This window comes from Bradyrhizobium sp. ORS 285, from assembly GCF_900176205.1.
Taxonomy (GTDB): domain Bacteria; phylum Pseudomonadota; class Alphaproteobacteria; order Rhizobiales; family Xanthobacteraceae; genus Bradyrhizobium.
The window spans coordinates 1,552,051-1,564,787 of record NZ_LT859959.1; the positions used below are offsets into that span (position 1 = coordinate 1,552,051).

The window sequence follows — 12,737 nt, forward strand, 5'->3', positions numbered from 1 at the left end:
GTTTAGAGCAGAGGAGGAAACAACGTGAGATCGATCATCCTGGCTGGCCTGTGCTCGGCCGTGCTGCTGTCCGGAGCCGCCTATGCGCAATCCGGCGCTCCCATCAAGATCGCCAACGTCGCCGAGCTCTCGGGCGGTGGCGCTACCGTCGGCACCAATTGGAAGAACGGCATCGACCTCGCCGTCGAGGAGATCAATGCCAAGGGCGGCATCCTCGGCCGCAAGATCGAGGTCAGCCACGCCGACTCGCAGTCGAACCCGGGCGTGGCACGCGCGCAGGTGCAGAAGGCGCTCGATGGCGAGCCCTACGTGTTGCTCGGGCCAGGCTATTCCGGCTCGGTGAAGGTGACTGCGCCGCTCGCCGCCGAGGCCGGCATCGCCCAGATCATGGGCGGCGAGGCGGCCGAGCTCACGCAGGCCGGCAACAAGTTCCTGTTCCGCACCTCGTTCGGCCAGCAATCCTCGATGCCGAAGGTCGCGAAGTACATCAACGACGAGCTCAAGGCGAAGTCGGTCGCGGTGGTCTGGGTCAACAACGATTTCGGCCGCGGCGGACGCGACGTCATCACCAAGGAGTTCAACCGCCTCGGCATCAAGGTCGCCGCTGATCTGTCGACCGAAGCGGGCCAGGCGGACTTCGCCGCCGATGTCAGCAAGATCAAGGCGGCGGCGCCGGACGCGGTCTTCATCTATGTCAACGAGGAAGAGAGCGCGCGCATCCTCAAGGAGATCAAGCGCCAGGGCGTGACCGCGCCGCTGATCGGCGAGACCACGCTGGTCGGCCAGAAGGTCATCGAGCTCGCCGGCGATGCCGCCAACGGCGCCCGCGGCCATGTCGGCCTGACCACCGACGCGCCGGTCGAGGCCATCAAGGCGTTCCGCGACCGCTTTGTGAAGAAGTACAACTACGTGCCCGACCATAACGGCCTGAAGGGCTATCTCGCGATCTACATGGTCAAGGCCACGACCGAGAAGATGGGCAAGGTCGACTCCAAGGCGTTTGCGGACACGCTGCACGGCCTCACCATCAAGACCTCGGCTGAACCGAACATCCTGATGGACGTCACCTTCGATCAGAACGGCGACATCGATCGTCAGGGCTTCCTGGTCGAGGTGGTCGAGGGCAAGCAGGTCGTCAAGCAGGTGCTGCCGAAGCTCAACTGACGTGACCGGTCGATCGGCGGTGCTGGAACGGGTGATGTCCGGTGCCGCCGTCACCCAAGGCCTCACGGGGAAACCATGTCCAATCTGCTCGACCTGATCGTGGCGGGATTAGCCACCGGCGCCATCTACGCCCTCGTTGCCGTCGGCTTCACGCTGCTGTGGCAGACCTCGCAGACCATCAACTTCGCGCAAGGCGAGTTCGTGATGCTGCCGGCCTTCCTGATGCTCGCGGTGATGCATCTCGGCGCGCCGTTCTGGCTTGCGGTGCTCGTCGGCGTGCTGCTGTCCGGGCTGCTGCTCGGGCTCGCCTTCAAGATGCTGCTGGTCGACCCGATGCTGCGGCACGGCGTGCTGCCGCTGGCGATCGCCACCATGGCGCTTGCGATCGGGATCAAGGAAGCGGTCAAGCAGTTCTTCAGCGCCGAGGCCTCACCCTTTCCCTCGATCGTCCCGGTCGGCGACGTCTCCATCCTTGGCCGCGCCATTTCGCTGCAGAGTATCGGCGTGCTCGCAGTGGCGATTCTGGCGGTTGTCGGCCTGACCACGCTCTTGAACCGCACCTCGCTCGGCCACCAGATGCAGGCGGCGGCGCAGAACCCGACGGTGGCCCGCATCATCGGCGTGCCGGTCGAGCGCATGATCATGCTGACCTTCCTGATCAACGCCGTGCTGGTGGCGCTCGCCTCGCTGCTGATCACCCCCATTTATCTGGCGAAGTTTTCCAGTGGCGAGGTTCTCGGTCAGGCGGCTTTCATCGCCGCGATCGTCGGCGGCTTCAACCAGGTGCGCGGCGCCATCGCCGGAGGCCTGCTGATCGGCGTCGTCGACAACCTCGCAGCAGCCTACGTCTCCACCCAGTATCGCGCAGCCGTTCCGATGGTGCTGCTGATCCTGGTCATCCTGTTCCGGCCGCAGGGTCTGCTCGGTCGCGCCGAGGAGCGCACGGTATGACCAAGCACAGCAGACTGCTCCTCGCCGCGCTGGCTGTCGTCGTCATCGCCGGCCTGATCATCATCCCGATGAACTTCAACCGCTACGGCCTGTACATCCTGAGCCAATGGGCTGTCATGACCATCGCGGCCATGGGGCTCAACCTCACGCTCGGCTATGCAGGGCAGGTGTCGTTGGCGCAGGGCGCCTTCGTCGGCATTGGCGCCTATGGCGCGGCGATACTGACCACCCATGGCTGGCCGCTGATCGCGGCACTCGGGCTCGTCATCGTGATCTGCTTCATCGTCGGCTGGCTGCTCGGCTATCCGGCGCTGCGTGTGCAGCATCATTATCTCGCCTTCGTGACGCTGGCCTTCTCGACACTCATGTTCCTGGTGTTCCGGAACGAGAGCTGGCTCACCAACGGCATCTACGGCATCAGCAACATTCCCCGCCCCGAGGTGTTCGGCTTTCCCACCCGCAAGCCGCTGCCGTTCTATTATCTCTGCCTCGGATCACTCGGCCTCGTCACGCTCGCGATGTGGTGGCTGATCCGCTCGCCCTGGGGCCGCGCCTTCATGGCGCTGCGTGAGAATCCGATTCGCGCGCAGTCGCTCGGCATCGACACCCGGCGTTACACGTTGATGGCGTTCGCGATCGGTTCGGTGCTCGGCGGCATCGCCGGCGTGCTCTATGCGCCGCTGACGCAATATGTCGATCCCGTGCCGTTCAACCTGCAGCTCTCGCTCGATCTCCTGATGATGGTCATCGTCGGCGGGGCCGGCTTCATGCTGGGGCCGTTCCTCGGCGCGATGATCGCGGTGCTGCTGCCGGAATGGCTGCGCGTCGCGGAGGGCTACTATCTGATGCTCTATGCGCTCGCTGTCATCGCGCTGTTGATCTACTCGCCGACCGGCATTCTCGGCATTCTCGATCGCTATCTCAGCTCACGGCGGACCCAGGCGGCCTCGGCGCTGCGCGCCGCTGCGCAATCCAAGCTGGAGGCCGCGCAATGACCGCAGTCCTCGACGTTCGCGACGTCAAGAAGAGCTTCGGCGGCATCACCGCCGTCGATGGCGTCAGCTTCGACGTTCAGGAGGGCGAGATCCTCGGCCTGATCGGCCCCAATGGCTGTGGCAAGTCGACCTTGTTCAACTGCATCCTCGGCCAGCTCGTGCCGAGCGCGGGCGAGGTGCGAGTCGACGGCAAGCTCGTCACCGGGCAGCGGCCGGCGGAGCTCAACCGGCTCGGCGTCAGCCGCACCTTCCAGCTGCTGCAAGTGTTCCCAAAACTCTCGGTGCGCGACAATCTGATCCTTGCGGGACAGGAGCATCGCGGCAGCATGCTGTCGCGCCTGTTCGGACCGTCGGACGCCGGCCTCACACCAACAGCTGACCAGATGATCGGCTTCTTCAAGCTGGAGCACCTCGCCAATGAGCCGGCCGGTGGCCTGTCCTATGGCCAGCAGAAGCTGCTCGATGCCGCCATGGCCTTCATGGGCGGTCCGCGCCTCGTGCTGCTCGACGAGCCCGCGGGCGGCGTCAATCCGACGATGCTCGGCGATCTCAAGGAGCGGCTGATTGCGATCAACCGCGAGCGCCGCGCCACCTTCGTCGTGATCGAGCACAATATGGAGTTCGTGATGTCGCTGTGCTCGCGCGTCATGGTGATGGCGGAAGGCAAGGTGCTGGCGATCGGCAAGCCCGACGAGATCAGGGCCAATCCGGCCGTGATCGAAGCCTATCTCGGACACTGACGGAGACGGCCGTGAGCGAACCCATTCTCGACGTCCAGAACCTCGTCGGCGGCTACGGCAAGATGACCATCCTCAACGGCACGACCTTCTCGGTGCCGAAGGGATCGATCACCACAGTGATCGGACCGAACGGCGCCGGCAAATCGACCGTGTTCAAGGCGATCTTCGGTCTCCTGAAGCTCCGTGACGGCAAGGTGGTCTTCAAGGGCCGCGACGTGACCGGCCTCAGCCAGCGCGCGCTGCTTGGCGCCGGCATCTGCTACATCCCGCAGGGTCGCAACATTTTTGGCGAGCTGTCGGTGCGTCATAACATCGAGCTCGGCGGCGTGGCGGCGCCCGCCACCATCGATCTTCCGGCCCGCGTCGAAGCGGCGCTCGACGTCTTTCCTGTGTTGCGCAAGAAGGCGGATCGGCAGGCCTCGACATTGTCGGGCGGCGAACAGAAGCAGCTCGAGATCGCGCGCGGGCTGCTGCTCGAGCCTCAGCTGGCGCTGATCGACGAACCTTCGATCGGCCTGTCACCGCTGATGGCGCAGCAGACGTTCGACATGCTGAAGCAGCTGCGCGACAAAGGCGTCTCCGTGCTCCTGATCGAGCAAAATGCGCGCTCGGCGTTGGAGATTTCCGACTACGGCATCGTGCTCGAGCTCGGCCGTACCCGGATCATCGACAAGGCGGACCGCGTGCTTGCCGATCCGCGCATCGGCCAGCTGTTCCTGGGCGGCGCGATGGAGGAGACCGCGGCATGAACCAGCGCTCGATTGCAACGGTCTCCATCTCAGGCGCGCTCGACGAGAAGCTCAAGGCGATCGCCGCCGCCGGCTTCGAGATGGTCGAGATCTTCGAGAATGATCTCGTCGCCTTCGGCATGCGCCCGCGCGAGATCGGGCAGATGTGCCGCGACCTTGGGCTTGCGATCTGCGCCTATCAGCCGTTCCGTGATTTCGAGGGCATGCCGGAGCCGCAGCGTGCGCGCAATTTCATCCGCGCCGAGCGCAAGTTCGACCTGATGCAGGAGCTCGGCACCGATCTGCTGCTGATCTGCAGCAGCGTCTCGCCACTCTCGCTCGGCGGCATCGACCGCGCGGCCGCCGATTTCCACGAGCTCGGTGAGCGCGCGGCCAGGCGCGGCCTGCGCGTCGGCTACGAGGCCTTGGCCTGGGGTCGTCACGTCCATGACTATCGCGATGCCTGGGAGATCGTGCGCCGCGCCGATCACAAGGCGATCGGCGTCATCCTGGACAGTTTTCACGCGCTAGCGCCATCGCTGCCGACCAATGCGATCCGCGCAATTCCCGCCGACAAGATCTTTCTGGTGCAGCTCGCGGATGCGCCGAAGCTCGAGCTCGACGTGCTGTCCTGGAGCCGGCATTTCCGCAGCTTCCCGGGCCAGGGCGATCTGCCGGTCGGAGAATTCATGGAGGCGATCGCCGCGACCGGCTATTCCGGACCGCTGTCGCTGGAGATTTTCAACGACCAGTTCCGTGCCGGCTCGGCGCCGCGCACGGCGCTCGACGGCATGCGCTCGCTGCTTCTGCTGCAGGATGATCTCGCTGGCAAACTGCCGGCCGCATCCGAGCCTCGGTTCGAACCGCGCGTGACGAGCCACGGCATCGGCTTCGTCGAGTTCGCCGTGAGCGCTGATAAGGCGGAGTCGCTGGCGACATTGTTTGGCCAGCTCGGCTTCCGCAAGACGGGGCAGCATCGCAGCAAGGCGGTGCAGCGCTGGTCACAGGGCGCAATCGAGCTCGTGATCAATTGCGAGCCGGCTAGCTTTGCGCATTCGCATTATGTCACGCATGGTGCCGGCGTCTGCGCGCTCGCGCTCGACGTCGACAGCGCCGATCGCGCCATGGCGCGGGCGCAGTCGCTGAAGACACGCACCTTCACGCAGCCGGTCGGCCCGGGGGAGCTGGAAATCCCGGCGATCCACGGCGTCGGCGGCAGCCTGCTGTATTTCCTCGACACTCGCGGCCGTCACTGGGACGTCGACTTCGAAGCCGTCGCTAGCGACAAGTCGACCGACCGTCTTCTGGCAGTGGATCACATCGCGCAGTCAATGCCACACGAGGAAATGTTGTCCTGGCTTTTGTTCTACGCGGGGATCATCGACTTCTCGCGTCTGCCGCAGATGGAGATCGCCGACCCCCGGGGCCTGGTGCAGAGCCAGGCGATCGTCAACGGCGATCGCAGCCTGCGCTTCATCCTCAACGGCTCCACGGCGACGCGCACGCTGTCGTCGCGCTTCATCTCGGAGTTCTTCGGTTCCGGCGTGCAGCACATCGCGTTTGCCTGCGACGACATCTTTGCAGCCGTCGCCGAGATGCGCGCCCGCGGCGCCGGCTTCCTGGACATTCCCGACAACTACTACGACGATCTCGAAGCCAAATACGATCTCGCGCCCGAGACGATCGCCGCGCTACGCGCCAACGAGATCCTGTACGACCGCGACGGCGACGCCGAGTTCTTCCAGGTCTACACCCACATCTTCGAGGAGCGCTTCTTCTTCGAGATCGTGCAGCGTCGCAACTACCAAGGCTTCGGCGCTCCGAACGCGTCGATCCGGCTGGCCGCGCAGGCGCGCGAGGTGCGACCGGACACGATGCCGCGGCTTTAGCTCACGGCTCCGGCCGGATGCCCGGCAGCCGGGCGATCTGCTCGGCGAGATAGTCGATCAGCAGGCGCACGCGTGCGATGCCGGCGCGCTCCGGCACGATCAGCATGTTGAGAGGCGTCGATGACAGACGGTGGTCGGGCAGGATGACCGTCAGCCTGCCCGTCGCAATGAGATCGTCGACCAGCCAGGCATGGCTCGCCCCGATGCCGCGGCCAGCCAGCACGGCCTCTCGAACCCCTAATCCGTGATTGGTGCGGAAGCAGCTTCTGAACGGCACCTCGTGACGCACGCCGTCCGGCCCCATCAGGACGAGTAACTCGCTGCCCGCGACATTGGTCATGCGGATGCCGTCGTGCCCGATCAGCTCCTGCGGCGTGCGTGGCGTGCCGCGCCTCGCCAGATAATCGGGGGAGGCGACCAGCAGGCGGTGCGAGTGGCCGAGCGACCGCAGCTTCAGCGAGCTGTCGGTGAGCGGCGCCAGACGCAGCGCGATGTCGACACCCTCGCGCACGAGGTCGATGCGCTCGTCGGTCAGATTGAGATCGATCGCGATGTCCGGATAGCGGTCCTGAAAGGCGAAGACGAGCCGCGTGATGTGGAGGATGCCGAACGCCGCCGTGCAGGAGATCCGGATCGTGCCAGCCGCGGCCCCACGCGCGCCACGCGCCTCGTCGCCGGCCTGCTCGATCAGGCGCAGGATCTGCACGCAGTTGGCGTAATAGCGGCTGCCTTCGTCGGTCAGGGTGACGCGCCGGGTGGTGCGGCTGAGCAGCGGGACGCCGATCGTGTCCTCCAGCTCCTGAAGGTGTCGCGAGACGGTGGACTGGCCGATCCCGAGCTCGCGCGCGACTGCTGACAGACTGCCGCGCTCCGCCACCCGGACGAAGCTGCGCATATTGACGAGACTGATGTCTGATTTATCCATAAATCGGCATGATATTATCAATATACCACATATAGCGGATGAGTGAGCAGACGTCTATGTCTTGGCGAGTTCCAAGGAGGATCCAGCCATGAACGTCCTGCTCGTTTTTGCCCACCCCGAACCCCGCTCTCTCAACGGCGCCCTGCGCGACGTCGCCGTCGCCGAACTCAAGGCCCAAGGCCATCAGGTGAAGGTCTCTGACCTCTACGCGATGGGCTGGAAGGCGGCCGCCGACCGCGCCGACTTCCCGCAGTTGCCGACAGATGCGCGTCTGAACGTCGCCGCCGCATCGGGCGAAGCCTTCAAGACGCACACGCTTACCGACGACGTTCGGGCCGAGCAGGACAAGCTGCTATGGGCCGACGCTGTGATCCTGCAGTTTCCGCTGTGGTGGTTCACGATGCCGGCCATCCTGAAGGGATGGGTCGACCGGGTCTACTCCTACGGCTTCACCTATGGCGTTGGCGAGCACAGCGACAAGCGCTGGGGCAATCGCTACGGCGAGGGCGTCTTTGCCGGCAAGCGTGCGATGCTGATCGTGACCACCGGCGGCTGGGAGGAGCACTATTCGGAGCGCGGCATCAACGGGCCGATCGACGACCTCCTGTTTCCGATCAACCACGGCATCCTGTTTTATCCCGGCTTCGACGTGCTGCCGGCCTTCGTCGCGCACAAGGCCAGCCGGATCGATGAGGCGGGTTTTGCTGACATCGCCGAGCGGCTGCGCGGGCGGATGCGGACGCTGTTCACGGATCAGCCGATCCCATACCGGCGGCAGAACCACGGCGACTATCTGATTCCGTCGATGCAGCTGCGGCCCGAGCTCGGTGATGCGGATGCGCGTGGCTTCGCGTTGCATGTGGATGCGACGCGATGATGCTAGCGGGCGCGGGAGACTTCAGCCCGCGCCCATCGCCACCGCGATATGGTAGGTCGCGAACGCTGCCGCGTAGGCGAGCGCGAACATGTAGACGAACGTCACGGCCATCCAGCGCCAGCTGCCGGTTTCGCGGCGGATGACGGCGAGCGTCGAGGCACATTGCGGGGCGAAGATGTACCAGGCGAGCAGCGCCAGCGCGGTGGCAAGGCTCCATTTGCTGGCCAGCACCTGACCGATCTGCTCGGCGGCTTCCTTGCCGCCTTCGATCGCATAGACCGTGCCGAGCGCCGCCACGGCGACCTCGCGGGCCGCCATGCCGGGCACCAGCGCCACCGCGATCTGCCAGTTGAAGCCGACAGGAGTCAGCAGCGGCGCGAGCGCTTGGCCGATCATCGCGGCCAGGCTGTAATTGATTGCCGGCTCCGTCGCGCCTTCCGGGGGCTGTGGAAACGAGGCCAGGAACCAGATCAGCACCATCATCGCGAAGATCGTGGTGCCGGCGCGCTGCAGGAACATCTTGGCGCGGGTGTAGATGCCGATCGCGATCCCGCGCAGCCTGGGCAGCTTGTAGTCCGGCAGCTCCAGCATGAAGGGCGCCGGCTGGTAGTCGCGCATCATGAAGAACTTGACCAGGAATGACACCAGCAGCGCGCTGACGATGCCCGCGGCGTAGAGCCCGAACATCACGAGGCCCTGCAGGTTGACTAGGCCCCACACCTTGGTCGGAGGAATGAAGGCCGAGATGATCAGCGTATAGACCGGGATCCGCGCCGAGCAGGTCATCAGCGGCGCGATCAGGATGGTCGTGAGGCGGTCGCGGCGATTGTCGATCACGCGCGTCGCCATGATGCCGGGAATGGCGCAGGCAAAGCTCGAGAGCAGCGGGATGAAGGCGCGGCCATGCAGCCCGGCGCCGCCCATGATGCGGTCCATCAGGAACGCCGCGCGCGCCATGTAGCCGAAATCTTCCAGCAGCAGAATGAACAGGAAGATGATGATGATCTGCGGCAGGAAGACGATGACGCTGCCGACGCCGGAAATCACGCCGTTCTGCAGGAAGCTCTGCAGCAGGCCCTCGGGCAGCTGATCATGCACGAGCCCGCCTAGCGCGTCGAACGCCGCCGACAGCAGCTGCATCAAAGGTTGGGCCCAGGCAAACACCGCCTGGAACATCACGAACAGGATCGCGAGCAGGATGAACAGGCCGCCGACCGGATGCAGCGCGACCGCGTCGATGCGGGCGGTCCAGGTGTCCGGGCGCTCGGGCAGGCTGACGGTCGCCGCGATGATGCGGTCGGCCTCGCGCTGGGTGGCGCGCAGCTCCGGCACGGTGAGGGGACGCCAGGTGTTGGCGCGATCGCCCGCGGCTGCATCGGCTTGTGACAACAGCTGGTCGGTCAGCTGCAGCAAATCATCGGTGCCGCCCTTGCGGACCGCGATCGAGGTCACGACCGGCACGCCCAGCGCTTGCGACAGGGCGGCGACGTCCACCGTGACGCCACGCCGCTTGGCGATGTCGAACATGTTGAGCACCAGCGCCAGCGGCCGCCCGGTGCTCTTTAGCTCGAGAAGAAGACGGATCGTCAACCTGAGATTGGTTGAGTCGGCAACGCACAGCACCAGGTCGGGCAAAACCTCGCCGGTCGCGCGTCCCAGGACGAAATCGCGGGTGATCTCCTCGTCCGGACTGCGACCGCGCAGCGAGTAGGTGCCGGGAAGGTCGACCAGCGAGACCTGGCGCCCTTGCGGCGTCACGAACGCGCCCTCTTTGCGCTCGACAGTGACGCCAGGATAGTTCGCGACCTTCTGACGGCTTCCCGTCAGCGCGTTGAATAGGGAGGTCTTGCCACTGTTGGGTGTCCCCACCAGGGCCAGATGCAGCAGAGGGCTTTCCATGACGACGCTTTCCGCGGCCTATGCCACGATGACGGCCATGGCCTCGCGCCGGCGGACCGCGACGGTGATGTTGTCGACACGGACGGCAATCGGGTCACGCCCGACGATGCCCTCATGCAGAATCTCGACCCGGGCGCCCTCGACGAAGCCCAGTTCGATCAGCCGGCTCTCCAGCTCGACATCCGGCAGGGACGATGTCGTGCCCCCAGCCGCAAGATGCTGAATGGTTCCGGTATAGCCTCGCCGGGCCAGACCAAGCGGCAGAGGCGGCCGTGTCTCGCAGATTTCGCTCATAGCCTGTATTTTCAATCGCGTGCCAAGAGGTCAAGCGCGGCATGTGCAATGCCGCGGCATCTTAGAGCGATTTTAAACAGACCGGGCCGGCCGCCCTCTGATCTGCCTCAAGGAGCCGCAGCGGAGGCCGCGTGCCGGCTGTCCACCGCCGCCTTGGGCTCGATCCCCGAAGAGGCCGAGGACGCCGCGGCACGGCTCTTGAAGTGATCGAGCACGAACAGACGGATCGCCGACGACAGATTGCCCTGCTGGCGATTGTTGTCGATTTCGCCGACCAGTTCGGACAGCGTCATGTTCCGGAGACCCGAAATCTCCTTCATGCCATTCCAGAAGGCTTCTTCGAGGCTGACGCTGGTCTTGTGACCTGCGACCACGATTGAACGTTTTACGACGGGCGACTTCATCACGCGTCCTCGCCATTGATACGATGTTGATCGAGTAATTCGTTCGCGCGCTTGTCGCGTTGTGCGTCAGTTGCGCGTTCGGACTTCGTCCTGCCAAAGCGAGCGCGGTTGCTTTCGGCGACCTTTGCTGCCTGATCGCGCTCTACGCGCTTTCTGAAACGCTTCAAATTGATGACGTCCCCCATGCTTGCTCCAATCATCTAAGGCATCGAACATCGTAGTGAGAGAACGTGCGCGTCGCGCAGATAGGCCTAGGCGTTCTCCAGACAATCACGTCGTCGCTCCCTGATAGTTCGATAGCCGTTCGCGTCGTTGCGAGCTGGTGTCGTACTCACCAAACGCAGCAGAACTTGTAGTCGAGACTAACCTTTAGGGGTTAACAGCGAGAATTGCATCACCCCCCGTAGTACTACGGGACTACCGTCACGCTCGTCCGGGGCGCGTCATCTTCTCGGGCTTCACGAGCATGTCGAACTCGTCGTCAGAGACGAAGCCGAGCCGCACCGCTTCCTCTTTCAACGTGGTGCCGCGCTGATGCGCTGTCTTCGCCACTTTTGCTGCGTTGTCGTAGCCGATCTTCGGCGCAAGCGCCGTAACCAGCATCAGAGAACGCTCCATCAGTTCACGAATCCGCGTCTCGTCGGCCTCAATGCCGACCACGCAATGTTCGCTGAATGAACGAGCGGCATCGCCTAGTAATTGTATGGACTGCATCATGCAATGTGTGAGTAATGGTTTATAGACGTTCAATTCGAAATGGCCCTGGCTGCCGGCCAGAGTAATTGCGGTGTGATTCCCAAACACTTGGCAGCATACCATAGTCAGTGCTTCGCACTGAGTCGGATTTACCTTGCCGGGCATGATCGAGGAGCCCGGCTCGTTTTCGGGCAGGATGAGTTCGCCGAGCCCCGAGCGTGGGCCCGATCCCAGCAGGCGGATGTCGTTGGCGATCTTGAACAGGCCGGTCGCGGCCGCATTGATCGCGCCGTGCGCATAGACATAGGCGTCATTCGACGCCAGCGCTTCGAACTTGTTCGCAGCGCTGGTGAAGGCAAGGCCCGTGATGTCGGCCACATGCCTGGCGAACAGGGCTGCGAATTTCGGGTCCGCATTGAGGCCGGTGCCGACAGCGGTGCCGCCTTGGGCCAGCGGCAACAGGTCGCGCGCGGCCGTCTCGATCCTCGTGATGGCGCTCTCGACCTGCGCGGCATAGCCGGAGAACTCCTGGCCGAGCGTGAGCGGGGTGGCATCCTGGGTGTGGGTGCGTCCGATCTTGACGATGTCCTTGAACGCCTCCTGCTTGGCGCGCAGCGCCGCGAGCAACTCCGACAAAGCCGGCACGAGATGGCCGGAAATTCCCCGCGCTGCGGCGATATGCATCGCCGTCGGGAACGAGTCGTTCGATGACTGGCTCATGTTGACGTGATCGTTCGGGTGCACGGGCTTCTTGGTCCCGCGCGCACCGCCCATCAGCTCGCTGGCGCGATTGGCGATCACCTCGTTGAGGTTCATGTTGGTCTGGGTGCCGGAGCCGGTCTGCCAGACGACGAGCGGAAAGTGGTCGTCGAGCTTGCCCTCGATGATCTCCTGGGCCGCCTGGATGATGGCGTCCGCCATCGCAGGCTCGAGCAGCCCGAGCTCGCGATTGGTGCGTGCAGCGGCGAGCTTCACCAGCGCGAGCGCGTGCACGAGCCCCAGGGGCATGCGGTCGTGGCCGATACGGAAGTTCTGCCGGCTGCGCTCGGTCTGCGCGCCCCAATAGCGGTCGGCGGCGACCTCGATCGGACCGAAGCTGTCGGTCTCGGTGCGCGTCGGCGCTGATGATGATGAACTGGCTGATTTTGTCATGAAGCATGCCCATAATTGGTGGT

General features: G+C 64.6%; 13 protein-coding genes. 7 read left to right on the forward strand and 6 right to left on the reverse strand.

Features of this window, described 5'->3' with window-relative positions; translation table 11 throughout:
- Positions 1-24: 24 nt before the first annotated feature.
- From BRAD285_RS06860 to BRAD285_RS06885, 6 genes are all read left to right on the forward strand, one after another.
- Positions 25-1,164, forward strand: coding sequence for an ABC transporter substrate-binding protein (locus BRAD285_RS06860; RefSeq protein WP_006615012.1), 1,140 nt, complete (start codon positions 25-27; stop codon positions 1,162-1,164).
- Between the two features lie 75 nt (positions 1,165-1,239).
- Positions 1,240-2,115, forward strand: a complete 876-nt coding sequence (locus BRAD285_RS06865) for a branched-chain amino acid ABC transporter permease (protein ID WP_006615013.1) — start codon at positions 1,240-1,242, stop codon at positions 2,113-2,115.
- The gene (locus tag BRAD285_RS06870) at positions 2,112-3,110 is read left to right on the forward strand and encodes a branched-chain amino acid ABC transporter permease (protein ID WP_006615014.1); all 999 of its coding nucleotides are present in this window, start codon (positions 2,112-2,114) and stop codon (positions 3,108-3,110) included. The genes BRAD285_RS06865 and BRAD285_RS06870 overlap by 4 nt, the downstream gene beginning before the upstream one ends.
- Positions 3,107-3,850 carry an ABC transporter ATP-binding protein gene (locus BRAD285_RS06875; protein WP_006615015.1) on the forward strand — a complete coding sequence of 248 codons (744 nt, stop codon included), beginning with the start codon at positions 3,107-3,109 and terminating at the stop codon, positions 3,848-3,850. The genes BRAD285_RS06870 and BRAD285_RS06875 overlap by 4 nt, the downstream gene beginning before the upstream one ends.
- A gap of 11 nt (positions 3,851-3,861) precedes the next feature.
- Positions 3,862-4,599, forward strand: coding sequence for an ABC transporter ATP-binding protein (locus BRAD285_RS06880; RefSeq protein WP_006615016.1), 738 nt, complete (start codon positions 3,862-3,864; stop codon positions 4,597-4,599).
- On the forward strand, positions 4,596-6,467 hold the full coding sequence (locus tag BRAD285_RS06885; protein ID WP_006615017.1) for a bifunctional sugar phosphate isomerase/epimerase/4-hydroxyphenylpyruvate dioxygenase family protein: 1,872 nt from the start codon (positions 4,596-4,598) through the stop codon (positions 6,465-6,467). Before BRAD285_RS06880 ends, BRAD285_RS06885 begins: the two co-directional genes overlap by 4 nt.
- A 1-nt stretch (position 6,468) precedes the next feature.
- Here the strand turns inward: BRAD285_RS06885 and BRAD285_RS06890 are convergent, their stop codons facing one another.
- A complete protein-coding gene (locus tag BRAD285_RS06890; protein ID WP_006615018.1) occupies positions 6,469-7,392 on the reverse strand; it encodes a LysR family transcriptional regulator in 924 nt (307 codons plus the stop codon).
- Between the two features lie 88 nt (positions 7,393-7,480).
- Between BRAD285_RS06890 and BRAD285_RS06895 the strand changes: the two genes are divergently transcribed.
- Positions 7,481-8,269, forward strand: coding sequence for an NAD(P)H-dependent oxidoreductase (locus tag BRAD285_RS06895; protein ID WP_006615019.1), 789 nt, complete (start codon positions 7,481-7,483; stop codon positions 8,267-8,269).
- 21 nt (positions 8,270-8,290) lie between these two features.
- Here BRAD285_RS06895 and feoB read toward each other — a convergent pair whose 3' ends face one another.
- The 5 genes from feoB to fumC form a co-directional block, all read right to left on the reverse strand.
- Positions 8,291-10,168 (reverse strand): ferrous iron transport protein B, encoded by a 1,878-nt coding sequence (gene feoB / locus BRAD285_RS06900; protein ID WP_006615020.1) that lies wholly within the window; start codon positions 10,166-10,168, stop codon positions 8,291-8,293.
- 18 nt (positions 10,169-10,186) lie between these two features.
- On the reverse strand, positions 10,187-10,462 hold the full coding sequence (locus BRAD285_RS06905) for a FeoA domain-containing protein (protein ID WP_006615021.1): 276 nt from the start codon (positions 10,460-10,462) through the stop codon (positions 10,187-10,189).
- Positions 10,463-10,569: 107 nt separating this feature from the next.
- Positions 10,570-10,866, reverse strand: coding sequence for a ribbon-helix-helix domain-containing protein (locus BRAD285_RS06910; protein WP_006615022.1), 297 nt, complete (start codon positions 10,864-10,866; stop codon positions 10,570-10,572).
- Positions 10,866-11,051 (reverse strand): DUF4169 family protein, encoded by a 186-nt coding sequence (locus tag BRAD285_RS06915; protein WP_035648592.1) that lies wholly within the window; start codon positions 11,049-11,051, stop codon positions 10,866-10,868. Before BRAD285_RS06915 ends, BRAD285_RS06910 begins: the two co-directional genes overlap by 1 nt.
- Positions 11,052-11,289: 238 nt before the next feature.
- The gene (gene fumC, locus BRAD285_RS06920) at positions 11,290-12,714 is read right to left on the reverse strand and encodes a class II fumarate hydratase (RefSeq protein WP_006615023.1); all 1,425 of its coding nucleotides are present in this window, start codon (positions 12,712-12,714) and stop codon (positions 11,290-11,292) included.
- Positions 12,715-12,737: the final 23 nt, after the last annotated feature.

Coding starts and splice junctions, on each gene's coding strand:
- BRAD285_RS06865 (WP_006615013.1), top strand. CDS start 1,240: ATGTCCAATCTGCTCGACCTGATCGTGGCGGGATTAGCCACCGGCGCC.
- BRAD285_RS06870 (WP_006615014.1), top strand. CDS start 2,112: ATGACCAAGCACAGCAGACTGCTCCTCGCCGCGCTGGCTGTCGTCGTC.
- BRAD285_RS06875 (WP_006615015.1), top strand. CDS start 3,107: ATGACCGCAGTCCTCGACGTTCGCGACGTCAAGAAGAGCTTCGGCGGC.
- BRAD285_RS06885 (WP_006615017.1), top strand. CDS start 4,596: ATGAACCAGCGCTCGATTGCAACGGTCTCCATCTCAGGCGCGCTCGAC.
- BRAD285_RS06890 (WP_006615018.1), bottom strand. CDS start 7,392: ATGGATAAATCAGACATCAGTCTCGTCAATATGCGCAGCTTCGTCCGG.
- BRAD285_RS06895 (WP_006615019.1), top strand. CDS start 7,481: ATGAACGTCCTGCTCGTTTTTGCCCACCCCGAACCCCGCTCTCTCAAC.
- feoB (WP_006615020.1), bottom strand. CDS start 10,168: ATGGAAAGCCCTCTGCTGCATCTGGCCCTGGTGGGGACACCCAACAGT.
- BRAD285_RS06905 (WP_006615021.1), bottom strand. CDS start 10,462: ATGAGCGAAATCTGCGAGACACGGCCGCCTCTGCCGCTTGGTCTGGCC.
- BRAD285_RS06910 (WP_006615022.1), bottom strand. CDS start 10,866: ATGAAGTCGCCCGTCGTAAAACGTTCAATCGTGGTCGCAGGTCACAAG.
- BRAD285_RS06915 (WP_035648592.1), bottom strand. CDS start 11,051: ATGGGGGACGTCATCAATTTGAAGCGTTTCAGAAAGCGCGTAGAGCGC.
- fumC (WP_006615023.1), bottom strand. CDS start 12,714: ATGACAAAATCAGCCAGTTCATCATCATCAGCGCCGACGCGCACCGAG.